The sequence below is a fragment of the Dorea sp. genome, from assembly GCF_977044405.1.
Genome location: NZ_CDRRQK010000003.1, coordinates 29826 through 54813, shown reverse-complemented (window position 1 = coordinate 54813; position 24988 = coordinate 29826). Strand labels below are relative to the sequence as shown.

The 24988-nt window shown below is 41.7% G+C and carries 27 protein-coding genes; 2 read left to right on the top strand and 25 right to left on the bottom strand.

Annotated elements, in window-relative coordinates; all coding sequences use genetic code 11:
* Window positions 1–31: 31 nt before the first annotated feature.
* From zapA to ACWJAF_RS02190, 5 genes are all read right to left on the bottom strand, one after another.
* On the bottom strand, window positions 32–445 hold the full coding sequence (gene zapA, locus ACWJAF_RS02210) for a cell division protein ZapA (RefSeq protein WP_296029983.1): 414 nt from the start codon (window positions 443–445) through the stop codon (window positions 32–34).
* A gap of 173 nt (window positions 446–618) precedes the next feature.
* A complete protein-coding gene (ruvB, locus tag ACWJAF_RS02205; RefSeq protein WP_296029987.1) occupies window positions 619–1611 on the bottom strand; it encodes a Holliday junction branch migration DNA helicase RuvB in 993 nt (330 codons plus the stop codon).
* Window positions 1612–1627: 16 nt separating this feature from the next.
* On the bottom strand, window positions 1628–2245 hold the full coding sequence (gene ruvA, locus ACWJAF_RS02200; protein ID WP_448861908.1) for a Holliday junction branch migration protein RuvA: 618 nt from the start codon (window positions 2243–2245) through the stop codon (window positions 1628–1630).
* A 42-nt stretch (window positions 2246–2287) separates the two neighbouring features.
* The gene (locus tag ACWJAF_RS02195; RefSeq protein ID WP_296029992.1) at window positions 2288–2782 is read right to left on the bottom strand and encodes a Gx transporter family protein; all 495 of its coding nucleotides are present in this window, start codon (window positions 2780–2782) and stop codon (window positions 2288–2290) included.
* 9 nt (window positions 2783–2791) lie between these two features.
* Window positions 2792–3151 (bottom strand): NusG domain II-containing protein, encoded by a 360-nt coding sequence (locus ACWJAF_RS02190; RefSeq protein WP_296029993.1) that lies wholly within the window; start codon window positions 3149–3151, stop codon window positions 2792–2794.
* Between the two features lie 270 nt (window positions 3152–3421).
* Here ACWJAF_RS02190 and ACWJAF_RS02185 point away from each other — a divergent pair, with 270 nt between their 5' ends.
* Complete coding sequence (locus ACWJAF_RS02185; protein ID WP_448861906.1) at window positions 3422–4408, top strand: FAD:protein FMN transferase; 987 nt, start codon at window positions 3422–3424, stop codon at window positions 4406–4408.
* Window positions 4409–4454: 46 nt separating this feature from the next.
* Here the strand turns inward: ACWJAF_RS02185 and ACWJAF_RS02180 are convergent, their stop codons facing one another.
* The 19 genes from ACWJAF_RS02180 to ACWJAF_RS02090 all read right to left on the bottom strand — a co-directional run bounded on the left by ACWJAF_RS02180 (window position 4455) and on the right by ACWJAF_RS02090 (window position 22549).
* Complete coding sequence (locus ACWJAF_RS02180) at window positions 4455–4853, bottom strand: hypothetical protein (protein WP_296091554.1); 399 nt, start codon at window positions 4851–4853, stop codon at window positions 4455–4457.
* A 101-nt stretch (window positions 4854–4954) separates the two neighbouring features.
* On the bottom strand, window positions 4955–5413 hold the full coding sequence (locus tag ACWJAF_RS02175) for a DUF2752 domain-containing protein (protein ID WP_448861904.1): 459 nt from the start codon (window positions 5411–5413) through the stop codon (window positions 4955–4957).
* A gap of 91 nt (window positions 5414–5504) precedes the next feature.
* Entirely contained in the window at window positions 5505–6296 is a 792-nt protein-coding gene (locus ACWJAF_RS02170; protein WP_296030003.1) for an RnfABCDGE type electron transport complex subunit B, read from the bottom strand.
* A gap of 13 nt (window positions 6297–6309) precedes the next feature.
* The gene (locus ACWJAF_RS02165) at window positions 6310–6885 is read right to left on the bottom strand and encodes an electron transport complex protein RnfA (protein WP_296030007.1); all 576 of its coding nucleotides are present in this window, start codon (window positions 6883–6885) and stop codon (window positions 6310–6312) included.
* Window positions 6886–6899: 14 nt separating this feature from the next.
* The gene (gene rsxE, locus ACWJAF_RS02160) at window positions 6900–7619 is read right to left on the bottom strand and encodes an electron transport complex subunit RsxE (protein WP_296030010.1); all 720 of its coding nucleotides are present in this window, start codon (window positions 7617–7619) and stop codon (window positions 6900–6902) included.
* A gap of 13 nt (window positions 7620–7632) precedes the next feature.
* Entirely contained in the window at window positions 7633–8214 is a 582-nt protein-coding gene (locus ACWJAF_RS02155; protein ID WP_296030013.1) for an RnfABCDGE type electron transport complex subunit G, read from the bottom strand.
* On the bottom strand, window positions 8214–9143 hold the full coding sequence (locus tag ACWJAF_RS02150) for an RnfABCDGE type electron transport complex subunit D (protein WP_296030103.1): 930 nt from the start codon (window positions 9141–9143) through the stop codon (window positions 8214–8216). Before ACWJAF_RS02150 ends, ACWJAF_RS02155 begins: the two co-directional genes overlap by 1 nt.
* A gap of 49 nt (window positions 9144–9192) precedes the next feature.
* Entirely contained in the window at window positions 9193–10515 is a 1323-nt protein-coding gene (rsxC, locus tag ACWJAF_RS02145) for an electron transport complex subunit RsxC (RefSeq protein WP_296030016.1), read from the bottom strand.
* A 352-nt stretch (window positions 10516–10867) separates the two neighbouring features.
* Entirely contained in the window at window positions 10868–11956 is a 1089-nt protein-coding gene (gene rpsA, locus ACWJAF_RS02140) for a 30S ribosomal protein S1 (protein WP_296091552.1), read from the bottom strand.
* Window positions 11937–12794 carry a 4-hydroxy-3-methylbut-2-enyl diphosphate reductase gene (ispH, locus tag ACWJAF_RS02135; RefSeq protein WP_296030022.1) on the bottom strand — a complete coding sequence of 286 codons (858 nt, stop codon included), beginning with the start codon at window positions 12792–12794 and terminating at the stop codon, window positions 11937–11939. The genes rpsA and ispH overlap by 20 nt, the downstream gene beginning before the upstream one ends.
* Before the next feature lie 106 nt (window positions 12795–12900).
* Window positions 12901–13557, bottom strand: coding sequence for a (d)CMP kinase (cmk, locus tag ACWJAF_RS02130; protein WP_448861900.1), 657 nt, complete (start codon window positions 13555–13557; stop codon window positions 12901–12903).
* 78 nt (window positions 13558–13635) lie between these two features.
* Window positions 13636–14868 carry an NAD(P)/FAD-dependent oxidoreductase gene (locus ACWJAF_RS02125; protein WP_448861898.1) on the bottom strand — a complete coding sequence of 411 codons (1233 nt, stop codon included), beginning with the start codon at window positions 14866–14868 and terminating at the stop codon, window positions 13636–13638.
* On the bottom strand, window positions 14861–15784 hold the full coding sequence (locus tag ACWJAF_RS02120) for a MurR/RpiR family transcriptional regulator (RefSeq protein WP_296030031.1): 924 nt from the start codon (window positions 15782–15784) through the stop codon (window positions 14861–14863). The genes ACWJAF_RS02125 and ACWJAF_RS02120 overlap by 8 nt, the downstream gene beginning before the upstream one ends.
* A gap of 410 nt (window positions 15785–16194) precedes the next feature.
* Window positions 16195–17610, bottom strand: coding sequence for an oxaloacetate decarboxylase subunit alpha (locus tag ACWJAF_RS02115; protein WP_296030034.1), 1416 nt, complete (start codon window positions 17608–17610; stop codon window positions 16195–16197).
* A 26-nt stretch (window positions 17611–17636) separates the two neighbouring features.
* The gene (locus ACWJAF_RS02110; protein WP_296030036.1) at window positions 17637–18791 is read right to left on the bottom strand and encodes a sodium ion-translocating decarboxylase subunit beta; all 1155 of its coding nucleotides are present in this window, start codon (window positions 18789–18791) and stop codon (window positions 17637–17639) included.
* Between the two features lie 43 nt (window positions 18792–18834).
* Complete coding sequence (locus ACWJAF_RS02105) at window positions 18835–19209, bottom strand: biotin/lipoyl-containing protein (protein WP_296030038.1); 375 nt, start codon at window positions 19207–19209, stop codon at window positions 18835–18837.
* A gap of 21 nt (window positions 19210–19230) precedes the next feature.
* On the bottom strand, window positions 19231–20010 hold the full coding sequence (locus ACWJAF_RS02100; protein WP_448861895.1) for an OadG family transporter subunit: 780 nt from the start codon (window positions 20008–20010) through the stop codon (window positions 19231–19233).
* Between the two features lie 14 nt (window positions 20011–20024).
* Window positions 20025–21464 (bottom strand): acyl-CoA carboxylase subunit beta, encoded by a 1440-nt coding sequence (locus tag ACWJAF_RS02095; RefSeq protein ID WP_296091548.1) that lies wholly within the window; start codon window positions 21462–21464, stop codon window positions 20025–20027.
* 473 nt (window positions 21465–21937) lie between these two features.
* Window positions 21938–22549 carry a YcxB family protein gene (locus ACWJAF_RS02090; protein ID WP_296030043.1) on the bottom strand — a complete coding sequence of 204 codons (612 nt, stop codon included), beginning with the start codon at window positions 22547–22549 and terminating at the stop codon, window positions 21938–21940.
* 359 nt (window positions 22550–22908) lie between these two features.
* Here ACWJAF_RS02090 and ACWJAF_RS02085 point away from each other — a divergent pair, with 359 nt between their 5' ends.
* Window positions 22909–24264, top strand: coding sequence for a peptide MFS transporter (locus ACWJAF_RS02085; protein ID WP_448861892.1), 1356 nt, complete (start codon window positions 22909–22911; stop codon window positions 24262–24264).
* Between the two features lie 196 nt (window positions 24265–24460).
* On the opposite strand, the gene ACWJAF_RS02080 is transcribed toward ACWJAF_RS02085, so the two are convergent.
* Window positions 24461–24889 (bottom strand): hypothetical protein, encoded by a 429-nt coding sequence (locus ACWJAF_RS02080; RefSeq protein ID WP_448861890.1) that lies wholly within the window; start codon window positions 24887–24889, stop codon window positions 24461–24463.
* Window positions 24890–24988: the final 99 nt, after the last annotated feature.

Here is a 24988-nt window from a genome sequence, read left to right as displayed (position 1 = left end):
TGTATTGTAAAAAAGGCTGTCATATGACAGCCTAGTTTTTATTATTATTTTTAATCTCTGTTTCCAGCTGCACGATCTTCATCTGAAGTTCTTTGTTCTCTTCCTTCAGTTTGTCCATCGCTTTTTCTGCATTTTCCAACTTAATCTGAACGGATATCAGTTCATGCTTTAAGTCATACATTTCTTTATCTTTTGCTTCGATATCACTTTCCAGTGTACCGCCCTGTTTCTTTGCTTTGAAGTAATCGTCTGCAATATTCAGTGCAAGTAAAATACTTCTGGTCTCCGCACTTTGCTTGCGGTATCCCTCACTGCTGGTACACTCATCCAGCTTATGGTTCAGATATGTGGAAACCTTCTGCAGATAATCTTCACTTTCAAATCCGCTTAAGGTAAATACCTTGCCTCCTATTAATACTTCTGTATAGTTTTTTGATGATGCCATAAGAAGCCTCCTCGAACTTTCATAATTTCTGATAACTATTATAAACTAATCTGTAAGAAAAACCAACCTCTTTTATTCATTTTCATGAGAAATCGACAAAATCCACATCCACTGCTGCATCATACGAAATTTTCAGTTCAGAAAATTCATACCCGTGAACAGTAACAATCTGATTACAAACTAATTCCCAGATGTGCATATGCCGCATCTGTCACGACACGTCCTCTTGGTGTCCGCTGTATGAATCCATTCTTGATCAGATATGGTTCATATACATCTTCGATCGTACCGGAATCTTCTCCGATCGCAGCCGCTAAAGTATCCAGCCCCACCGGTCCTCCCTGGAATTTTTCAATCATTGTAAGAAGGAGTCCCCTGTCTGTCTGATCCAGTCCTTCTTTATCAACGTCCAGAAGATCCAGCGCATAATTGGCAACGTCTTCTGTGATATACCCGTCATATTTAACCTGTGCAAAATCTCTTACGCGCTTCAAAAGTCTGTTCGCAAGACGCGGTGTCCCTCTGGATCTTCGTGCCAGCGCATAGGCACCCTTTTCATCAATGCCTACTTCCAGTACTTTCGCCGACCGCATGATAATCGTCTTCAGTTCTTCGATGGTATAGAATTCCAGACGGTTTACCACTCCAAAGCGGTCTCTTAGCGGTGCTGTCAGCATCCCTGCCCTGGTGGTTGCTCCTACCAGTGTAAACTTCGGAAGATCCAGACGAATCGATCTTGCTGATGCACCTTTTCCGATCATAATGTCAATCGCATAATCTTCCATTGCCGGATACAAGACCTCTTCTACCTGACGGTTCAGACGATGGATCTCATCTACAAAAAGGACATCTCCTTCCTGCAGATTATTAAGAATCGCTGCCATCTCTCCTGGTTTCTCGATTGCAGGACCCGATGTGATCTTGATATTTACATTCATTTCATTTGCAATAATTCCGGCAAGTGTCGTCTTTCCAAGTCCCGGCGGACCATAAAACAGCACATGATCCAGTGCCTCATTACGCGCCTTTGCCGCTTCAATATATATTTTTAATGTTTCTTTCGCCTTTTCCTGTCCAATATAATCATCCAGGAGCTGCGGCCTTAAATGATTTTCAATCTTAATATCTTCTTCCAGATTTTCCGTTGTGATAATTCTTCTGCTCATCTGTCTTCTTCATCACCTATATCATATATTTGAGTGCCTGCCGCAGAACATCTTCGACATTCATCCCGTCTGTAACTTCTACCTGACGCACTGCCTTTAACGCTTCTGTGTTGCCGTATCCCAGTGCCACCAGTGCCTGTACTGCTTCACTGGTCATTGCATTTGCAGATGCATCTGCTATTCCATCTGAAGATACCACGGATGATTCTCCGGCATGTTCCAGTGCATCTTCAAGTTTTAATTTGTCTTTTAATTCCAGTATCAGCTTTTCTGCCGTCTTCTTCCCGATTCCCGGTGCTGCCTGGATTGCCTTTACATCATTGGATGCAACCGCAAATCTCAAATCATCCGGTGTCAGTGCTGATAATATGCCAAGACCGCCCTTGGGTCCGATTCCACTTACACCGATCAAAAACTTAAACACTCTAAGCTCGTCCGCAGTAAGGAAACCATATAACTGCATCAGATCTTCTTTTACGTGCATATATGTATGCACTTTTACTTCTTTTCCAATTCCAGGAAGTCTTCCCATGGCAGTTCCCGACATATAGATTCCATATCCGATACCGCCTACATCTATAATAATACGATCTTCCTCCATCCCTTCCAGGATTCCCCGTACATATGCTATCATATTCTCTTATCTGCTCCATTTCTACGCATTTCCACAATCTTCTTATAGCTGAATGTTCTTTAATCGTTTTAACATTTCTGCCGAAACAATTCCTATCAACAGTCCTGTCAGCAGTCCGGCTATCAAAAGTACCGGAAAATAATATCCAACGCTAAATGTCTCTACTACCAGCATCGCAACGATCAGCTGTCCCACATTATGGAACACACCACCAGCCACGCTGATTCCCAGTACACTAAAACCACCCTTTTTCTTCAGAAGTGCCATCACTGTCAGACTCAAAAGTCCTCCTGCAAGGCTGTAAATAATACTGAAATAATTGCCAAATATAAATCCTGACAACAACACCCTGACAACCGACAGAAGATATGCCTCGGATACTTTCATCTTATATAACGCAATAACGATCACCAGATTGGCCAGTCCAAGCTTCACACCCGGAATTCCGAAATTAATCGGAATCAATGTCTCTACATAACTGAATATCAAAGCCAGTGCCGTAAACACGCCAAAATACGCTACTCTGTTCTTCTTCACATTTTCCTCCTAATTTGCCACCGCATCAAATTCACTCGTCTCACCATTTTCCACTTCTACTACAACCTTATTCGGCAGACAGATGATGCTTTCATGATTCTTTGATGCTTCTTTCTGATGTACACACAGCTGATCCGGACAATCTGCATCGATCATTTTCGCTTTTCCATTTTTGATTCTAAGCTGATTGGTTCCGCCATTAATCTCTATCGTCTGATCCTTATCAAGTGAATAGGTTCCGGTCACCTTCCCATCTACCTTCACTTTTACCACATTGCCGCCATTTCCACCGATAAACTGATGTCCCAGGTAAGCGGCTGCTGCAACCACAAGGATAAGCAGGATAAGAATTCCATCTTTTTTCTTCATATTTTCTCCTTATCTTCAGTCAGGAACATCTGAAAGCGTGTCTTAAAAATGAATGCATTTTTCAGATACACTCTGACATTCCCGGATAAAAATATGCCATCGGATTATTAAACTCTGCACATCCCGTTGGCATCTCGGTACTATTCTAGCACAACCACCTCAACCGTTCAACAAAAAAGAAAATATGTTTGGTTTTCATCTGCATTTTTTCATGCTATACTACATGATGTATAAAATAACTGATACAATTTAATCAATACGAGGATTCTTATGAAATGTAAAAAATTATTAACACTAATCACAGCCGCTACACTCTGTTTATCCGGCTGTTCCGGTATATCCAGACACGCTCAGGCAAATCAGGATCTTTCCTATACCGACATGCTTTTTGACACAGTAATCAAGATTCAGATCCTTGACTCTGCTGACCAGAATATACTGAACGGACTAAAAAAACTTTGTCAGAAATATGACACCATGTTTTCTACTACCAATGAAGACAGCGACCTATATAAACTAAATCACGCAGGCGGCGCACCGGTGACCGTTTCCGATGAGACGGCAGATCTGATCCATGAAGGGATTCATTACAGTGAATTATCGAATGGTGCCTTTGACATCACGATTGAGCCAGTCTCCTCTCTCTGGGATTTTAAGTCAGAATCTCCTGAGGTGCCATCTTCCGAAGCTATCGCTGAAGCAGTCAGTCATGTAGATTATACCGGAATCTCTCTGGATGGGAATACAGTCTCCCTTGCAGATCCCAATGCCGGCATTGACCTTGGTGCCATCGCCAAAGGATATATTGCTGACCAGGTCAAAACCTATCTAAAAAGCCAGGGTGTCCGACACGCCATCATTAACCTCGGGGGAAATGTCGATGTCATCGGCACAAAACTGGATGGCAGCAAGTACAACATCGGTATCCAGAAACCATTTGACGAAACCGGCGAGGCTATCACTTCTGTAAAATTAAAAGATCAGACCGTTGTTACCTCCGGTATCTACGAGCGCTACTTTAAAAAAGACGGCAAACTCTATCACCACATCCTGGATCCCAAAACCGGATATCCATGTGACAACAATCTATACAGCGTATCCATCATCACCGATTCTTCTACAGAAGCGGATGCACTTAGTACGACTTGTTTTTTACTTGGGTATGAAAAAGGGATGAAATTGATCAATGAGATGAATGGGGTTGAGGCTATCTTTATTACGGATGATGAGGAGGTGCATCGGTCGAAAGGGATTTGATGTTTCATTCATCCCTTTGGATACCCGCACCTTCATAAAAAGCAATTTAGTAATATATCACCGTCCGCGTCAAAACCGATCCAAACAGCAGGAAAAATACCAGATAAATAACCAACAGTACTCCAAATATAATCAACTGTGCCCTGCAGAAGTTCCTGCGGTTGATATTTCCTTTGTCTCCGAAGGCCCATACAAAATACATTACAATTCCCACACAAGGAATCATCAATACCACCAGTGTCAGCACCCAGTCTTTTAAATCCATTGGGGATGTTTCGTTCTGGGAATTTTGTTCTGTATAATCCTGTGTATTTCTTTGGTTCTCTTCATAATGATTGTCATGGTATGCAAATTTGTTTTCTGATTCGTCAGGCTGTGTATCATTAGCCGCTTCTTCACCTGCCTCTATCATATCATCGACATTTTTATTATTATATTCATCCATCGGCTGTTTCCTCCTTCGTCAGTAATCCATCCTATCTTATCATTTTACAACGCCAAATGCAACGGTCACTCTTTTCTCCTTTTTTCAAAATAATACCCATCTTACTTCTTTACAATACCAAATGTAATAGCTGCCAGTCTTATAAGATTGTCCGGATTATAAGTCATCGGCGGCACTTGGGGATAGAAACGATACATACGCCATAGATAAAACACAAGCATCCATATTATCGTTACTATTAAGATTACCTTCTCTGGATTCCTATTCTTTTTCTGACGGATATAACGGTTCCATCCAAATATGAATGCCAGAATCAGGAACACATATATAAAAGGATGCATCTCCCACGCACCTTTAAAATCCAAGCGAAGCAGGCACAGCCCTGCTCTGGTAAGCCCGCATGCCGGACATGGGAATCCCGTAAGCCATGTAAGCGGACATACACTGTGCAGTATTTTATTTCCGAATACAAAATAGGCGATTATTATCATAATCGCCCATCTTGCATTCTTTATATCATTTTTCAATAATACAAATCCATTTTTTAATATTTTGTTCATTCCGTTATCTTTCTTAAGCAATTCTTTTTGCAGAATGCTTTTTGAAATACATACTTTCGAAATTACCTTTTTAATAATTGTAAATCTGTCTCTACAGAATAACTTTCTTAGGACATTTTACTGCACATGCACCACAGTCTTTACATTTTTCGTAATCAATGTGAGCAATGTTATTCTCAACTGTAACAGCTTCGAACTTACATGCTTTTTCACACATCTTACATCCGATACATCCTGCTGTACATGCCTGCATAACAGCTTTACCTTTATCCTGTGAATTACACTGTACCAGATGTTTCTGATCATATGGTACGATCTCAATCAGGTGTTTTGGACATACAGCTACACATTTTCCACATGCTTTACATGCTTCTTTATCTACAACTGCTACGCCATTTACAATATGAATCGCATCAAATGGACATGCTTTCACACAGCTTCCGTCTCCAAGACATCCAAATGAACATGCCTTCGGTCCACCATCCTGCATCATGTTAACCATAGTACAGTCACTCAGTCCGTGATATTCATATTCCTGTTTTGCTTTTTCACAATCTCCGCCACATTTTACAAATGCAACTTCGTGTACCTGTGCACCTGCAGCTACGCCCATGATTTCACCGACTTTTGCTGCTACCGGAGCGCCTCCGACTGGACATCCGCCAACTTCAGCCTCTCCTTTTACGATTGCTGCTGCAAGTCCGGAACATCCGGCGTAACCACAGCCACCGCAGTTATTTCCAGGAAGTACGCCAAGAATGGCCTCTTCTCTTTCATCTACCTCTACTGCAAATTTCTTACCAGCAACTCCGAGGAATACACCAATGAATAATCCGGTGCCTCCTACGATAACTGCCGCAAGAATAATACCTGTAACACTCATTGTCTGCTCCCTCCTAAATTAATCCTGAGAATCCACAGAACGCAATCGCCATCAGACAAGCTGTGATCAGAACGATTGGTGTTCCCTGGAAGGACTCTGAAATATCATTGTATTCCATCTTCTCACGGATACCAGCCATGATCACGATCGCGATCAGGAATCCAACAGATGTACCAATACCATTGACAATACCTTCTAAGATAGAATATTCTTTCTGAACGTTTGTAAGTGCCACACCAAGTACTGCACAGTTTGTTGTGATCAGTGGAAGATACACACCAAGTGCATTATAAAGGGATGGCATACTCTTCTTCAGGAACATCTCTACAAACTGTACCAAAGCTGCGATAAACAGAATGAATACGATTGTCTGCAGATATTCAAATCCCAGTGGGACCAGAATAAATTTGTAGATCAGTCCTGTAAAGAATGATGATAATGTGATAACGAATACAACTGCTCCACCCATACCGGTTGCAGTCTCAACCTTTTTAGAAACACCGAGGAACGGACAGATTCCAAGGAACTGGCTGAGTACAACGTTATTTACGATAGCTGAACCAATTGCAATAATCAATAACTCTTTCATACTATGTACTCCTCCTACTCTTCATTCCCTGTTGGGAATACTTTGCTTCCGCATCCGCCGCATGATGCACAATCTGTACCACATCCCTGTGGATCAGCAATCTTCTTGCCTTTCTGTGCTGCGTGTCTCTTAAGTCTGTTCATGCCTGCTACCAGGAATGCAAGAACAAGGAAAGCTCCTGCAGGCAGGATGAAGATTGTTACTGGCACATATCCGCCTTTTCCTGCTGCTGCATCTGCAAGTGGAAGGATCTGAACGCCAAAGATTGCTCCAGTTCCGATAAACTCACGAACGATAGCGATACAGGTAAGACCAAATGTAAATCCAAGACCCATACCAATACCATCAAAGATAGATGGAAGTACCGGGTTCTTAGATGCATAACTTTCTGCACGTCCAAGGATGATACAGTTAACAACGATCAGCGGGATATAAAGTCCAAGTGAGTCATACAGACTTGGAACGAATCCCTCTAACAGGAACTGTACAATTGTTACGAAAGATGCTACGACTACGATGAATGCCGGCATTCTGACAGAATCCGGGATTACTTTACGTAACATAGAAATCAACATATTTGACAGTACAAGTACGACTGTTGTTGACAGTCCCATACCTAAACCGTTAATAGCGGATGTTGTTACCGCCAGGGTCGGACACATTCCTAACATCAGAACGAAGGTAGGATTTTCTTTGATCAGACCGTTATATACTCTTTCAGTACATTTATTCATGATATACTACCTCCTATTTAAATGCATTCTGATAATATCCGAGTGCTGCATTGACAGCTCCTGTTACAGCTCTTGAAGTAATGGTTGCACCACTTAAAGCATCAATCTGTTCACCGTCGCCGCCGTCTTTGGAAACTACGAATTTATCAGCCTGTTTGTCAACATACTGGTTATAGAATGCAGGCTCTGTAGCCTTCATACCAAGACCTGCTGTCTCGCTGATAGAAAGAATAGACACACCATTAATTGTTCCGTCTTTCTTAATACCAACTGTGATCTGGATGTTACCGCCGAACCCGTCTTTGTCTGTTGTTGTGATGACATATCCTTCATCACCTGCTGTACAGACTTCATCTACAGTCGCATTAACACCCATATCTTTAACTGCTTTATCAGCTGCTTTCTGATCTACGTCTTCCTGAGTAAAGTCATCTAGGTCTACGTCAGAAAATACTGCCTGCCATGCCTCTTTTTTAGCTGTCTCCTGCGCTTGGGCAATCGGGCTTTTTGTAATCTCATATACAGCTCCAAGTAAGAATCCGGCAATGACAGTGATCAATGTAAGGATCAGTGTATTCTTAACAATCTTATTCATTATTTTTCTCCTCCTTTACCAAATGGTTTTGGAAGAGTAACTCTCTCGATCAATGGCACCAGAAGGTTACTGATGATGATCGCATAAGAAACTCCTTCTGCTGAGCCGCCAAACAGACGGAACAGACCTGTTAACACACCAAGGATAATACCATATACAAACTGTCCCTTTGGTGTAATTGGAGATGTTACATAATCTGTAGCCATGAACCATGCACCAAGCATCAGTCCACCACCACAAAGATGTGCTGTAATATACTGTGGGTCAAAGAATCCAACATCCGGATTTGCAACATGTCCGAAGATTCCGACAAAGATTACAAATGTAACGATATATGTTCCAGGAATTCTAAGATCAATAACTCCCATAAGGATCAGGAAGATTGCTCCGATCACAATTGCGATCACAGAAGTCTCACCGATTGTTCCAGGAATTTTACCGATCAGCATATCCATTGTATTAACTGCATTACCAGCCTTTAACTCAGCCAGTGGTGTTGCACCTGTCACACCGTCATATACAAAGCTTGTCATCTGGCTTGTAAATGAAAGTAACAGGAAACATCTTGCTCCAAGAGCCGGGTTCATGAAGTTCTGTCCCAGACCTCCAAATAACTGTTTTACGATCAGGATTGCAAATACACTACCGATAGCTCCCATCCACCATGGTGCTGTAGGAGGCATATTCAGTCCGAGTAACAGACCTGTTACTGCTGCACTCCAGTCATTAATCGTAATTTTCTTATGCATCAATTTCTCGTATATGTATTCTGTCAATACTGCTACAACTGTTGTTGTAACGAGCATTCCGAATGCTGGCAGTCCAAAGTTCCATACACCAAATGCAGATGCCGGCAAAAGTGCGATGGCCACCAGCATCATGATATTACTGGTAGTCGCTTTGGAACGAATATGTGGTGAAGATGACATTTTCAAACTGTTCTCACTCACTTTTGTTCACCTCTTCTTCTTTCTCGTATTATTTTTTCTTTCTACGGTTCGCCATTACAATCTTTCTCATAGATCCGATTGCCTGTTTCAGCGGACGCTTAGCTGGACATACAAAACTGCAGGAACCACATTCCATACATTCCATTCCTTCATGTTTTGTAAATTTCTCTTCATCATGGTGTTCTGCATAATCCGCCAGTCTTGATGGGATCAGGCGGCTTGGACAGGCTTCTACACAACGTCCACAGTTGATACATGCAGATGGCTCCATCTTAGCAACTTCATCTTTTGTAAATCCAAGGATAGATGAAGAAGTCTTTGTTACAGGTACGTCTAATGAGAACATAGAGAATCCCATCATCGGTCCACCGGAGATCAATTTCTCAGGCTCTGTCTTGAATCCGCCTGCTGCTTCTACCAGTTCCTGCTGGTTGATACCAAATGGCACACGGAAGTTACCTGGTTCTGCAACTGCGTCTCCACTTACTGTAACGACACGTTCCATAGAAGGTTTTCCTTCTACTACAGCCTGATAAATACTTACCATAGTTGCAACGTTGTCAACAACACATCCTGCATCTGCCGGAAGCATAGTCGAATTAATTGCACGTCCTGTGGTTGCGTAGATCAGCTGACGCTCACCACCCTGAGGATACTTTGTCTTCAGTGCCATAACCTCGATACGTGGCTCATCTTTTGTCAGTTCTTTTAACTTTTCAATACAGTCTGGTTTGTTATCTTCTACTCCGAAGATACCTTTTGCATTATCAAACAGACGGAGAATGATTTTCATACCGCCGACAAGCTTTTCAGGTGTCTCGATCATTGTTCTGTAGTCAGCTGTAATGTATGGTTCACATTCTGCACAGTTTGCAATAATGTAATCAATCTTTTCTGGCTCTTTTGGAGACAGTTTTACTTTTGTAGGGAAACCTGCTCCTCCCATTCCAACAACTCCTGCGGTTCCGATTGCATTCAGAATGTCTTCTTTGCTCATCTCTTCCAGCGGAGTTACAGCTGGATATTCTACTTCTTTGTACTCACCATCGTTTTCAATTACGATGCTGTTCACTCTTCCTCCTGTTGGATTCAGATGTGGTGCGATAGCTTTTACAGTTCCTGATACGGATGCATAGATAGGGGCTGATACAAATCCTCCCGCCTCTGCTATCATCTGGCCTTTTAAAACATGATCGCCAACGGCTACTACTGGATTCGCCGGAGCACCGATATGCTGCGATACCGGATATACCAGATTGCCCTTAGGTTTTACTTCGACAATTGCCTTATCTTTAGCCAGGCTCTTGCCGTCATCCGGGTGAATTCCACCCTTAAATGTTAACAATGCCATCCTTTTTTCCTTCCTTCCTATTTACTCTTTATATAATATACAGGAATTACAGGCAATTTTCTATAGAAAATGACGAATTCCGTGTATATTTTCGGAAACATCTTGTTGCATTTTTAACAATGCATATAATTATAAATTTTCCTCTATATCCTACAACACGCAGAAAACCTGCCGGTGGCAGGTTCTCAAATTCGCGGCACAACATAAATATAATTTCAAAAAACTCAATTTTCTGACTAAAATATACACCAATCGTGCGTTGTACCAACGATGTAGGCGTAGAAAGGATAGAGGTTTTCCTCTATCCTTTCTGCTTCTTTTATATCTTACTTGATATTATTCTGCTTCAATATTATTCAGCATCTGTCTCTTCAGCTGCTTCTTCTGCTGGCTGCTCTAAAGCTTTCATGCTCAGGCTGATCTTCTTCTCAGCTTCGTTCAGATCTACAATCTTAGCTGTGATCTCCTGTCCAACTGAAAGTACATCAGATGGTTTGTCAACATGAGCTCTTGAAATCTGTGATACATGAAGTAATGCGTCTACTCCAGGAGCAAGCTCTACGAATGCACCAAAATCTGTCATTCTTGCAACTTTACCTGTGATAACAGTTCCAACTGCATAATTCTCTGCTGCATTAGCCCATGGATTAGACTCTGGGAATTTCAGGCTGAGTGCGATCTTTGTATCGTGGATGTCTTTGATCATAACTTCTACTTTATCGCCAACCTGGAATACTTTCTTAGGATTCTCAACACGTCCCCAGGACATCTCAGAGATGTGAAGAAGTCCATCTACTCCACCGAGGTCGATGAATGCTCCGAAATCTGTAACATTCTTTACAGTTCCTTCCATTCTGTCACCTACGCTGATCTTCTCGAATAATTCTTTCTGTTTTTCAGCACGCTCAGCAACAAGAAGCTGTCTTCTGTCACCGATCACGCGGTTTCTTCTAGGATTGAACTCGCTGATCACGAACTCGATCTCCTGTCCCTGATATTTGCTCAAGTCTTTTTCATATGTGTCTGAAACAAGGCTTGCTGGAATGAATACTCTTGCTTCATCAACAACAACGCTTAATCCACCACCAAGAATCTGTGTTACAGGAGCCTTTAACACTTCGTGATTCTCGAATGCTTCTTTTAATCTTTCGTTTCCTTTTTCTGCTGCAAGTCTCTTATATGTCAGGAGAACCTGTCCTTCTCCGTCGTTTACTTTAAGAACTTTTGCGCTCATTGTGTCACCAACTGATACAACTGTTGTAAGATCAACATTTGCCTCGTTAGTATATTCGTTTCTTGTAATGATACCGTCTGCTTTGTAGCCTATATTCAAGATGATTTCATCAGGTTTAACGTCGATGACTGTACCATCTACAACCTCTCCATTTCTTATTGTCTTAAAAGACTCTTCCAACATTTGTTCAAAAGTTAATTCTGACATTATTTTGAACCTCCTCAATTATTTTATTGGGCGTGGATGCCCCTGCTGTAATACCTACTGATTCCACGGACCTTAATTGATTAATATCCAAATCGTCAAGTGTCTGTATATAGTACGTATTCAAACATTCCTCTTTGCAGATTTCAAATAGCTTCTGAGTATTCGAACTACGCTTATCACCTATCACAACCATAGCATCTACTCTCGCTGCAATTTGACGGGCTTCTGTCTGCCTTTCTTTTGTCGCATTGCAAATCGTATTTAAAACAACTATATCATACCTCTTTTTTGAAATAATTTCAACTAATTCTTTGAATTTATTGTAGTTAAATGTCGTCTGGGCCACGATACATACTTTTTGCTCTTTTCGGACCAGTTCAAACCGTTCTGCATCTTCCGGTGTCTGTATAACACTTACCTGGTCACCTGCCCATCCCTTGATACCCTCTACCTCAGGATGTTCGCTGTTTCCAATAATTATAATATAAGAGCCTTTTTCGCTTTCTTCCGCCACAATCTTGTGAATCTTTTTTACAAATGGACAAGTCGCATCTACACATGCGATTCCTCTTTCATCCATGATGTCATAAATATATTTTGCCACACCATGGGAACGGATTACAACTACATCTGCATCCACCGTCCGGAGTTCTTCTTCATCCTGAATCACTTCCACACCATGGCTTCTCAGATCCTTAATCACTTCTTCATTGTGAATAATCGGTCCGTAAGTGAAGATTTTCTCATTCTGGTGCTTTTCCACTTGTTCATACACTGTATCAACGGCACGTTTCACACCAAAACAAAAGCCCGCTGTCTTCGCAAGTTCTACATTCATATATGTTGTTCCTTCCTGTTACCAATCTTTATTGCCGTGATTTTCCCGGCAATTCCTGCATCATCCCGGAGATTTTTCCTCATTACCCGGACCTTCCGGCATATTCTTATCTGCACAGATCTACAATCGTCTGAACAACCTCTTCGATCGTCATATCCGAACTGTCGACCAGCACTGCATCATCTGCCTGCTTTAACGGAGCGATCTCACGGTTCATATCTCTGTTATCACGTTCTTCAATATCGTGCGCAATCTCTTCCAGATTGCACGGTTCTCCTTTTTCCAGAAGTTCCTGATAACGTCTTTTTGCTCTTGTTTCAACACTGGCTGTCAGAAAAATCTTTACATCCGCATCCGGAAGTACACATGTTCCGATATCTCTTCCATCCATGATCACATCCTGTGTCTTCGCCAGATTCTGCTGTAATTCCAAAAGTTTCTTTCTCACTTCCGGAATTGCTGATGTCACAGATGCCATATTACCAACCTCTTCATTGCGAAGGCGTGCTGTAATATCTTTTCCATTCAGATACACATGCTGCACACCGTCCTCATAAGCAATCGTAACCTCTGCATCTTTGCATGCCTCGATTACCTTTTCTGTCTCACCTTTTTGAATCCCTTTATCAAGGAAATGTATCGCAAGCCCTCTGTACATCGCACCTGTGTCTACGTAAATGTATCCTTTTTCCTTTGCTACCAGTTTTGCGATAGTACTTTTTCCTGCGCCTGCAGGTCCGTCGATTGCTACGTTATATCCCATGATTTCCTACTCCTTGTCTTTCATTTTTATCTTTTAATTCTTGCATACTTAAGTATTTAAACTGCTTACACTATATTCTTATGATTCAATTCCTGTTCCTGCAGCATACGCTGTTGACCACGCAATCTGTAGATTAAAACCACCAGTTACTGCATCCAGATCCAACACTTCTCCCGCGAAATGTAACCCTTTCACAAGCTTTGACTCCATCGTACCTGGATCTACTTCTTTGATCTTAATGCCACCCTTTGTGATGATCGCCTCATTATAATCTCTAAGGCCGGTAAGTGTTATTGTTAATCCCTTGATCAATCGTACAAATCCAAGTCTTTCTTCTTTCGTGATCACATTTACCTTCTTCTCCGGATCAATGCCGCTTAATCCGATCATAACCGGAATCAGCTTTGATGGAAATAATTTGTGGATTGCATTTTTAAACTGACGGTTCTGGTTTTCTTCAAACTCCCTTAACACGCGGTGATCCAGCTGTTCTTCCGAAAGTGCCGGCTTTAAATCAATTTTAAGCGTCAGCTCTTTTGCGTTCAGTTTCTTTCCGACATAACTGCTTGCACTTAAGATCAACGGTCCGCTCACTCCATAATGTGTAAAAAGCATTTCTCCAAAATCTTCGTATAATTTCTTTTTGCCATCCAGAATCGTGACATCGACATTTCTAAGCGAAAGCCCCTGAAGATCTGTTACCCAGTCTTCTTTGCACTCCATCGGTACCAGTGCAGGCATACATTCTGTCACCGTATGGCCAAGACTCTGTGCAAACCGGAAGCCATCTCCGGTAGATCCTGTTGACTGATAAGAAAGACCGCCGGTTGCCACTATACATGCGTCTGCATAAACTTCCGTGTCATCTCCAAGAACAACCTTTTCAAAATGTCCCTCTTTTTCCACCACTTTTTTTACCACTGTTCTCAAATGTACCTTCACACCCAGACGGTTCATCTCCCGTTCCAGCCCGCATATGACATCCGATGAATGATCCGATACCGGGAACACTCTGTCTCCTCTTTCTACTTTTGTCGGGACTCCGATCCTTTCAAAGAATTCTATAACCTGTTCGTTGGTATAGCCATAGAAGCTGCTATATAAAAATTTTACATTTGTCCGTACAGCATCGAACAGGCCTTCCATGTCGCAGGCATTTGTGATATTACACCGCCCTTTACCGGTTATAAAAAGCTTTTTCCCAAGCTTTTCATTTTTCTCATATACTTCAACCTGGTGTCCGCATTCTGCAGCTGCTATGGATGCAAACATCCCGGCTGCACCGCCACCAATGATTACTACTTTACTCATTCACTTCTTCCTCATCTTCTGAAAATTCTACTCTGTCACCAACCATATTCAGTTCATCTTTACTGTAGACCTGATATTCATCCCATATCTGCTCTAGTGTCTCAAGCGTGGTAATTACTTCTTTTTGCTTCTTCATGCATAATGCAACCACCAATGCATTGATCACGCTGAGCGGTGCTACCAGAGAGTCTACAATGGATGCCATGTCACTTCTTGCGATCAGATTGCAGGAAGAATACAGGGTCATCGGTGAATGTATACTGTCCGTAAGTGTGATGACCGTTGCTTTCCGGTTGCTGGCAAATTCCAGAGCTTTTAATGTACGCATCGAATATCTCGGGAAGCTGATTCCAATCACTACATCATCTGCGCTGACACGGATCAGTTGTTCAAATATCTCACTCGAGCTGTTCGTATTCACCGCTGTCACATTATCGCAGATCAGATTCAGGTAAAAGCTTAAGAAACTTGCAAGTGGTGAACAGCTCCGGATTCCAATTACGTAGATTCTCTTCGCCTTTAATATGGTATCAACCGCCATTTCAAATGCTTCGTGATCAATTGCCTCCATTGTAAGCTTGATCTTCTCTATATCCGAGTGCAGTACCGATGTCAGAATCTCCCCCTGGCTGATTCTTCCATAGGTTACTTCCATTCTCTGTATGGAATTCAATTTCATGCGGACCAATTCCCCAAGTGCCCTCTGAAATTCCGGATATCCGTCATATCCAAGTGCTGTCGCGAACCGGACTACCGTCGATTCACTGACTCCAACTTCCTCCCCCATCTTTGCAGCCGTCAAAAAAGCCGCCTTATCATAATCCTCACGGATAAAATCCGCCAGTTTTTTCTGTCCTTTGCTGAATTTCTGATATTTTTCGTCTATCATTTTCAGCAGTTCATTCTTTGCGCTCATGCAATATACCTCTTTTTCAAACAATAGTTTTATTATATAGCTTTGTGGGGGAATAGTCAATTGGTGCCGGGAGTGTGTGGTTACGGGAGAGGCGTGGAGGGCTTTCCAACATCTGCAAAAAACATTCACTCTCCCATCCCTGCATAGTTTCACGAACAGCCAAGTGTAGAAGTGCCTGTTACAATGCATTCGCAAGGCACTTTGCAAGGCCGTTGGTGAAAAAAGACGATAAAATAAGATTCGGGATGTGCCACAAGCACATCCCGAAAGAATACCTGAGATGAGAAATCATCAAGATTTCTCGTCGAATGTATTCGGTTCTTATTTTATCGTCTTTTTTCAACTTACGGATTGCTAGTGCCTGAAGTAGCATTGTAACAGGCACTTCTACACTTGGCGTCCTGCGAAAACTATACAGGATAACTTCCATTCTCCGTATCCGCTACTGTCGCATCCACCTTAGTCTGCTGTGCTTCTCTATACTTAAAGAACTCAACAGCAACCTGCGGGAACAGTGCGTAAGACAGTACGTCTTCATCCTGCTGGATCCACTTCTCGCATTCTTTGCGGAGTGTATCTAATTCATCTGGAATCAGGTCAGCTGGACGGCATGTGATAATCTCTGGATCGTCTCCAAGAACTTTCTTGATTACGTCTGGATTCATCGGTTTTACTGTCTGTCCGTATTTTCCACTTAAGAGGTCTTTTGTCTCTTTTGTAGCTACTTTGTAACGTTCTCCCATCAGTACGTTGAATACAGCCTGTGTTCCAACGATCTGTGATGAAGGTGTAACAAGTGGTGGTTCTCCAAGGTCTTTACGTACTCTTGGTACTTCCTCAAGTACATCATAGAACTTGTCTTCAGCACCCTGCTCTTTTAACTGAGATGTCAGGTTAGAAAGCATTCCTCCAGGTACCTGGTACAGAAGAGTCTTGATGTTAACACCAAGGTTCTTTGGATTTAAGAGTCCACTGTCAAGTGCTTCGTCACGGATTGGACGGAAGTAATCAGCGATCTCAGCCAGAAGGTTCTGGTCAAATCCTGTATCATAAGGTGTTCCCTTGAATGTCTCAACCATAACTTCTGTTGCAGGCTGAGATGTACCAAGTGCGAATGGTGACATAGCTGTGTCGATTACGTCAACACCAGCTTCTACAGCTTTCATGTATGTCATAGAAGCAACACCTGATGTGTAGTGTGTATGCAGCTGGATTGGAAGATCTACTGCTTCTTTCATTGCTCCAACAAGCTCTGTTGCCTTATATGGTGTCAGAAGACCCGCCATATCTTTGATACAGATAGAGTTTGCACCCATATCCTGAATTCTCTTGGCAATATCTACCCAGTAATCCAGTGTATATGCATCACCCAATGTATAAGATAATGCGATCTGTGCTTCTACTTTTTCTTTGTTTGCTGCTCTAACTGCGGTCTTCAGGTTACGAAGATCATTTAAGCAGTCGAAGATACGGATGATGTCGATTCCGTTTGCAGCAGATTTCTGTACAAAGTACTCTACTACATCATCAGCATATGGACGGTATCCAAGAATATTCTGTCCACGGAATAACATCTGAAGTTTTGTATTTTTGAATCCATCACGGAATTTACGAAGTCTTTCCCATGGATCCTCTTTTAAGAAACGAAGAGATGCATCGAATGTTGCTCCACCCCAGCACTCTACGGAATGGTATCCAACCTTGTCCATTTTATCAACGATCGGAAGCATCTGCTCTGTTGTCATACGTGTTGCGATCAGGGACTGATGAGCATCACGCAGGATCGTTTCTGTAATCTTTACAGGTTTTTTTTCTATAGCTGCCATTTTATTTCCTCCTAATTATATATCGCTTAAATTCCTACGCCAAAGATTGCCATGAATGTTCCGGCAGCTACGGCTGTACCGATAACACCCGCAACGTTTGGTCCCATTGCATGCATCAGAAGGAAGTTTGTCGGATCTGCTTCAGCTCCAACCTTCTGTGATACTCTGGCTGCCATTGGAACTGCAGATACACCGGCAGAACCAATCAGTGGATTAACCTTACCATGTGTTGCAACACACATCAGTTTACCGAACAGTACACCTGCTGCGGTACCGAATGCGAACGCAATCAGTCCGAGAATTACGATCTTGATTGTATCCATATTAAGGAACGCCTCAGCACTTGTTGTTGCTCCTACAGATGTTCCAAGTAAGATAACTACGATGTACATCAGTGCATTAGAAGCTGTCTCTGTTAACTGTCTTACAACTCCGGACTCACGGAACAGGTTACCAAGCATTAACATACCAACCAGTGGTGCTGTTGTAGGAAGAATCACGCAAACAACGATTGTAACGATGATTGGGAATAAAATCTTCTCAAGCTTAGATACAGGTCTTAACTGTTCCATCTTAATCTTACGTTCTTTTTCTGTTGTCAGAAGCTTCATAATTGGTGGCTGGATAATCGGAACCAGTGACATATATGAATATGCCGCTACCGCGATAGGTCCAAGTAAAGCTGTCTGCTGTAACTTACCTGCAAGGAAAATAGAGGTAGGTCCGTCAGCACCACCGATGATTGAGATTGCTGCTGCCGCTTTGTCAGAGAATCCCATAGCCATAGCTCCAAGGTATGCAGCAAAGATACCGAACTGAGCTGAAGCACCCAGAAGGAAACTCTTCGGGTTCGCAATCAGAGGACCGAAGTCAGTCATCGCTCCTACACCCATGAAGATCAGGGACGGAAGGATTGACCACTCATCCAGTTTATAGAAGTAGTAAAGCAGTCCGCCTGTTCCGTTTGCCGCATCTTCTGCATGAAGCATGATATCCGGATAGATATTAACCAGTAACATACCAAACGCAATCGGAACGAGAAGCAGAGGCTCAAATCCATGTCTGATTGCAAGATAAAGGAAAACACATGCAACCGCGATCATGACTACATTGCCCCATGTAAGACTGAAAAACGCTGTCTGATGCACGAGGTTTCCTAATGTTGTCGTTATATATTCCATTTTTTAACCTCCAGTCGTGTTAGATAAACACCATAAAATGATGCTAGTTCAATGTAGCAAGAACAGCGCCTGAGTCAATTGCATCGCCTACTGCTACATCGATACTTGCAACTGTTCCATCTTCTGGTGCTACAACTGGGATCTCCATCTTCATAGCTTCGATGATGATAACTGCATCACCCTTCTTTACAGCCTGTCCAACACTAGCTTCGATCTTGAATACTTTTCCTGCTGCTCCAGCTTTTACTTCGATAGATCCTGCTCCACCTGCTGGCGCTGCCTTTGGAGCTGCTGCAGGAGCTGCCGGGGCTGCCTTAGGTGCTGCAGCTGGTCTCGCAACTGGTGCTGCACCTGCTCCGTTTTCTTCTACTGTTACATCATATACATTGCCATTCACTGTGATTGTATAATTTTTCATTGAATTCATCCTCCTAATTAATTATGCGTGCCACTTATTTGATGGACGACGCTTGATGCTTCTTACTACGAAGCCGTCTGTGCTTCCACCAGCTTCTGCTTCATAAGCTGCAATTGCTGCGGAAATAACTGCTACCAGTTCATCATCATTTGATACTTCTTCTGCTACAGGTGCTGCAACTGCTGCCGGAGCTGCTTCCTGTTTTGTTTCTGTCTTTCCTTTGTTCTTGAATTTTTCTTCAAGAGCCGGAATATACTTGAACAGAGAGATCAGAAGTGAGATAAAGATCAGGATTACGAATACAGTTCCCATACCAAGGATTGTATTAAGTCCTGCTTTTTCCATGATCTCGCCAATATCATAATGTGCATCGATCGTAGTACTTTCAAGATAAAGCTCATCATCAAATACGAACATAATCTCTGCATCACGGTCTTTGAACTTTGCACTGGTCGTTACTTTCAGTTCGTCAGAGGATGGCTCGAATTTGTAATCGTCGTGGCTTACATATTCTCCACACTCTTTTGTACCCTGCTGCCATGCATCCAAAGCTGCAAGGAAACTATCTTTTGTAAATGGAACACCTGCCTGATTCAACTGAGATTCAATCTGGAAATCAGTCATCTTATTCCACTGTTCGATAGTATCTGCATCTGCGCTGTTGCAATACTCGATCAGAAAATCTGTTGCCTGTGTGATTGTTGATTTATCATACTGAAGATTTTCTTTCTTACTTCCACAAGCGGTAAAGCAGAGCATTGCGACGAGCACACAAAGTAATACGCTTAATTTTTTCTTCACTTTGCCTCACCTCTCTAAACCGTGCCGTGCTTTTTCACCGGACGATCCTCTCTTTTTGTGAATAACATTTCAAATGCACCGATCACATATTTTCTTGTATCTGCCGCTTCGATGATTGTATCCACATATCCTCTCTTAGCTGCTGATAATGGGCTTGACTGCAGATTCTTGTACTCTGCTGCTTTTTCTCTGATAGTTGCTGCATCAGCATCTGCATACATGATCTTTGCTGCCTGGTTAGCATCCATCATTCCGATCTCAGCTGTAGGCCATGCATATACCATGTCTGCTCCTGTAGCTTTGCTGTTCATTGTTACATAAGCACTTCCGAATGCTTTACCGATTACAACATTTACCTTTGGTACTGTTGCATTAGCGAATGCATAAGTAAGTTTTGCAGCTGATTTTGCGATACGTTTTTCATCATATTCACTTGCTGTAAATCCGCTTACATTTGTAAGTGTCAGTACAGGGATGTTAAATGCGTCGCAGAACTCAACAAACTCTGCTGCTTTTTCTGCTCCGTCAGCTGAAAGAGAACCATCAAATTCTGCTTCCACTTCTGCTTCTTCGTTATATACTTTAGAACGGTTCGCAACTGCACCAACTGTCATTCCATTCAGTTTGATGAATCCTGTCACCATATCTTTTGCATATGCTTTTTTCACTTCAAAGAAAATGTTATCATCAGAGATCATTGTAAGAGCAAGTGCTGTATCTTCTTTCGCATTTTCAAGATCTGCACAAGCACGGTTCAGATCATCAGTGCATTCTTCATAAGAAACATCTTCTTCATTGTTGCATGGTAACATGCATACAAGAGAACGGATATCAGCAATAACCTCTTCTTCTGTTCCGATTCCGTCAACAAGACCTGTTATCTCACTCTGGAATTTCGCACAGGATGTATCGCATTTTGAAATATCATTTCCCGGGATTGCATTTGGAGTATTTGTGAACAGTTTTGCGTTCTTAGTCTCCATAAATGTAAAATCAGTAAGTGCAGGTACGATAGAAAGTCCGCCGCCGCATGTTCCAAAGATTGCTGTGATCTGTGGAATCACGCCAGAAGCCATAGACTGTTTCTGGTAAAGCTTTCCAAATGCCTCTAAAGCATCTGTAGCTTCCTGAAGTCTGAATCCGGCACAGTCTACCAGTCCGATTACTGGTGCTCCCATCTTCATTGCCATATCGTAGATGTTAGAAATCTTCTTTGCATGCATCTCACCGATTGCACCGTTTAATACAGTTGCGTCCTGGCTGTATACATACACCAGATTTCCATCGATCACTCCGTATCCGGTGATAACACCATCAGCTGGAGTTTCTTTTTCCTGCATGTTGAAATCAGTTGTTCTGGCAGTTACTGCTCCACCAATCTCAACAAAACTGCCGGCATCAAGTAAACTGTTGATTCTATTACTTGCTGCATTGTCTGCTGCCATGTTGCCCATAGTCTAGCCCTCCATTTTCATTATTTTAAATTGGGTTTTCGTTTTTTATTCAAAAAGTAAAACCAAATTTTTTCCAATTATATTATACTGTCTTTGTTACATTGTTGCAATAGTTTTATTGTTTTTTGTTAAATACTTGTCAACTTTTCTCTTCTATTATAAGTAGGAGTATTTTCCACTTTTCAAAAGTTAACTTTTATCCCCCAAAAAGTTGACTTTTAAATATTCATTTTCTCGGTATATTATACCACACCTTGTTTTGATTTTGTATCCATGATTTTTTTCTGCCGGACCATGCAAGCCATGGAAGCGGGATTTCCCGGCTTTTTTTACTGTTTCCTCGGCTTCATGGGACATGAGGACGGAATTTCCCGACTAAAAAAACAAAGCGGTCATCTTTCAAATCATCAATTAAAAAGATAACCACTTTGTTTCTCTGTCTTCATTCTTTATTATATTGTTTCAAAATATATCTAAAATTTTTTCACAGTCTTTCTCCGCATATTCGTACATCTTTCCAGCAGAAAGTTTTTCAGTTCTTCCACTTGTCCGCCTTCCAATGCATCTTTTGGAAAACCTATCATTGCTCTCGCCGACCCCTTTGTCTCCATATCAGATTTGATCACAACTCCAAGCGCTTCCTTCGTTTCCAGTATCTTTGTTACCTGTTCGTACGAAAAGGATTTGGTTTTCTTTTCTGTTACGCTTTCAAAATGATCATTTGTAAAGCGTATTTCAGAATTAACCGGACCACCATTTAATCTGCATCTTCTTTCAAACTGTTCTTCTGCCTGTCCCGTCGCACTTGCATTCAACGCTTTTCTCCAGATGGTTCTATTTAGTACCACCGCTACTATGAATGCTAATATCCATATTAAGACATATTTCAACAAAAATAGTACCATTCCTCCTGTAGTTCCATTTCCCGGATTTCCATAGCTGCATACGAAATACAAAACCAGAGGCCCCAGAACTGTCATCACGAATTTTATTGTTATATCACTGCTGTCTACCTGAAACAGTTCGCAGATCTGCCGCAGTGTATTTTGTGACTCTTTATATGCCACACGATAATAATTTGCCATATCATATTTTCCCCTTTACAAAACATTGAATTTATTATATCCTCATATAGTTGATTATTCAAGAAATATTCCGCTTTTGTTTATTAATTATCTATAAACAATTCTACTTATTTACTATCTCAATTATTCTTTTTATCTATTATTACCCATTTGTTTCCATTTTTACTTTCTCATTTGTAACATTTCAACACACAACATCAAAAGAAAGTATGAAAAACCTTAACTTTTTCTTAAACAATTAGTTGTACTTTAGTCTAGTTTGTGATAAGATTAACTGCGTTGAGAGTTTTAATCATAAGAGGGGATTTTCCTCGTATTGTTAAAACCAAAGAAAAATTTCATATTGGAGGGTGAATCTCATGGAGAACACTAAGAAAAAATTACCATTTGGTTTCTATGTGTGCTGTCTGACTTTCTCTTTTGAAAGACTTGCATACTACGCTGCTAAATGGGGGCTTACGATTTTCATCGCAGCCAGTGCAGCAAACGGTGGTCTTGGACTTGACAAATCCGTAGGTGCTGCAATGAGTTCTAACCTGGTAGCGTTCACTTATATCACACCTATTATCGGTGGATATATCGCTGACCGTTGGATTAGTCCTCGTATTCTCGTACCTGTAGGTGAGATCATGATGGGTCTCGGATATCTGTGTGCCTGGAAAGCTAACGGAGTCGGAATGCTTTGGGCAATGATCATTCTTGTTTCTATCGGAACTGGTTTCTTCAAAGGAAACGTTTCTGGTATCAACGGACGTCTCTTCCCATTAGCTGATCAGGACGAACTGGACACTGTATTCAACTTACAGTACATGTTCGTTAACATCGGTTCATTCTGCGGAACTACTTTCCTTTCACTGGTTGGTAAGAACGCTGGATACCGTGCAATGTTCCTTGTTTGTGGAATCTTCCTGTTCATCGACTGTGTATGGTGGATTATTGGAATGAAATCATTCGGCGAAGCCGGAAAGAAACCATTCCTTGTTGACAACCGTACAGAAAATGTTGACAAAGCCGATAAAGAGAAAGACAACGCTCCTCTTACCAAGCTTGAGAAAAACCGTGTTATCGCTATCTGCATCGTAACACTCTTCTCTGGTATCTTCTGGCTGATCTGGTACATGGCTTACATGCCTGTTTACTATGAATTCGGTCCAGTATCAGAAGCCGGACTTGGATGGGCTAACTGGAACATCGGTTCCTTCGAAATGCCTACAGCTTGGTTTGACTCAATGAACGGACTTCTTTGTATCATCCTTTGTCCTGTATTCGCAGGAATTTGGGCTAAGATGAGACAGCGTCCACAGGGTGACTGGGGAATGTTCACAAAAACAGCTATCGGAATTATTGTACTTGGTCTTTGTACAGCTTCCATGGTACTTGCAGCAGTTCTTTGCGGACAGAGCGGAGAGAAACCAGTTGGTATCTGGGTAATCATCCTGGCTGCTGTATGTATGACAGTCGGAGAAGTTATCTTCTCACCACTTGGAAACTCATTCATCAGCAAATATGCTCCAAAGAAACTTCTTGGAACTATGCTTGGTGTATGGCCACTGATCATCTTCTTCTCTGGTAAAGCTTATGGACCACTTTATAACTGGCTCGAAAACTTCGATTTCATCAAAGCTTATGGTGCCGTTACAATCATCATCATTGCCTGCGGTGTTATCATGCTTGCATTTACTAAGAAGTTCGACCAGATGGTTGAGGGTAAATAACTACGAATTAAATACCTTACATAAAAGAAGGCTTGCATTTTGCAGGTCTTCTTTTTTTGCTCACTATGTGGTTACTAAAGCATCCACAAGGAACTATTCAGCGACAAGTCCTGCAGACGAAGTCTTCTATGCAAAAAAAGAAAACCACATCATTTTTTGCAAATGCCATGGTTTCCCTTTACCTTTCACAGTAATCTTATCTTCTCTTTTTATTTCCCTTGCTGTAGCTTCTCTTAATCTGATTATTATTATTTTTCTTCTTTTTACTGCTTTTTTTCTTATTATTTTTTGCATTAATATCCCGTGATCCATAAGGCGTTATTTTCTTCTTGCTGCTGGAACCAATCTCCCGCTGATCTTCAAACGCAGGTTTTAAGAGTAATTCCGCGCCAATCACAAAACATGCCACCTGTACTCCAAGCTGTACCATCTCGCCCCAGTCCCCAAGACTGTCAAAGAACGGATCCAGTACTCTGGCTCCCATAAGAATGACAAGGCTGAGCCCTGCATAAGTAAACAGCGAATAAAACATCATCGGCTTTCCGTGTCCTTCATTCTGTTTCATGTAGTAATATCCAGCGATGAAGATTACTCCTCCCAGAATCATCAATATGTACTTTAACATTGTTATTCTTCCTCCCAATTATCATAATATTTTTAGCCGCTCTCTATAGTAGTTCTTTTCATTACTACTCATACTCATTGCTATTCTAAGCGCTTTTCT

Coding starts and splice junctions, on each gene's coding strand:
- zapA (WP_296029983.1), bottom strand. CDS start 445: ATGGCATCATCAAAAAACTATACAGAAGTATTAATAGGAGGCAAGGTA.
- ruvB (WP_296029987.1), bottom strand. CDS start 1,611: ATGAGCAGAAGAATTATCACAACGGAAAATCTGGAAGAAGATATTAAG.
- ruvA (WP_448861908.1), bottom strand. CDS start 2,245: ATGATAGCATATGTACGGGGAATCCTGGAAGGGATGGAGGAAGATCGT.
- ACWJAF_RS02190 (WP_296029993.1), bottom strand. CDS start 3,151: ATGAAGAAAAAAGATGGAATTCTTATCCTGCTTATCCTTGTGGTTGCA.
- ACWJAF_RS02185 (WP_448861906.1), top strand. CDS start 3,422: ATGAAATGTAAAAAATTATTAACACTAATCACAGCCGCTACACTCTGT.
- ACWJAF_RS02180 (WP_296091554.1), bottom strand. CDS start 4,853: ATGGATGAATATAATAATAAAAATGTCGATGATATGATAGAGGCAGGT.
- ACWJAF_RS02175 (WP_448861904.1), bottom strand. CDS start 5,413: ATGAACAAAATATTAAAAAATGGATTTGTATTATTGAAAAATGATATA.
- ACWJAF_RS02170 (WP_296030003.1), bottom strand. CDS start 6,296: ATGAGTGTTACAGGTATTATTCTTGCGGCAGTTATCGTAGGAGGCACC.
- ACWJAF_RS02165 (WP_296030007.1), bottom strand. CDS start 6,885: ATGAAAGAGTTATTGATTATTGCAATTGGTTCAGCTATCGTAAATAAC.
- rsxE (WP_296030010.1), bottom strand. CDS start 7,619: ATGAATAAATGTACTGAAAGAGTATATAACGGTCTGATCAAAGAAAAT.
- ACWJAF_RS02155 (WP_296030013.1), bottom strand. CDS start 8,214: ATGAATAAGATTGTTAAGAATACACTGATCCTTACATTGATCACTGTC.
- ACWJAF_RS02150 (WP_296030103.1), bottom strand. CDS start 9,143: ATGTCATCTTCACCACATATTCGTTCCAAAGCGACTACCAGTAATATC.
- rsxC (WP_296030016.1), bottom strand. CDS start 10,515: ATGGCATTGTTAACATTTAAGGGTGGAATTCACCCGGATGACGGCAAG.
- rpsA (WP_296091552.1), bottom strand. CDS start 11,956: ATGTCAGAATTAACTTTTGAACAAATGTTGGAAGAGTCTTTTAAGACA.
- ispH (WP_296030022.1), bottom strand. CDS start 12,794: ATGAATGTAGAACTTGCGAAGACAGCGGGCTTTTGTTTTGGTGTGAAA.
- cmk (WP_448861900.1), bottom strand. CDS start 13,557: ATGGGATATAACGTAGCAATCGACGGACCTGCAGGCGCAGGAAAAAGT.
- ACWJAF_RS02125 (WP_448861898.1), bottom strand. CDS start 14,868: ATGAGTAAAGTAGTAATCATTGGTGGCGGTGCAGCCGGGATGTTTGCA.
- ACWJAF_RS02120 (WP_296030031.1), bottom strand. CDS start 15,784: ATGAGCGCAAAGAATGAACTGCTGAAAATGATAGACGAAAAATATCAG.
- ACWJAF_RS02115 (WP_296030034.1), bottom strand. CDS start 17,610: ATGGCAGCTATAGAAAAAAAACCTGTAAAGATTACAGAAACGATCCTG.
- ACWJAF_RS02110 (WP_296030036.1), bottom strand. CDS start 18,791: ATGGAATATATAACGACAACATTAGGAAACCTCGTGCATCAGACAGCG.
- ACWJAF_RS02105 (WP_296030038.1), bottom strand. CDS start 19,209: ATGAAAAATTATACAATCACAGTGAATGGCAATGTATATGATGTAACA.
- ACWJAF_RS02095 (WP_296091548.1), bottom strand. CDS start 21,464: ATGGGCAACATGGCAGCAGACAATGCAGCAAGTAATAGAATCAACAGT.
- ACWJAF_RS02090 (WP_296030043.1), bottom strand. CDS start 22,549: ATGGCAAATTATTATCGTGTGGCATATAAAGAGTCACAAAATACACTG.
- ACWJAF_RS02085 (WP_448861892.1), top strand. CDS start 22,909: ATGGAGAACACTAAGAAAAAATTACCATTTGGTTTCTATGTGTGCTGT.
- ACWJAF_RS02080 (WP_448861890.1), bottom strand. CDS start 24,889: ATGTTAAAGTACATATTGATGATTCTGGGAGGAGTAATCTTCATCGCT.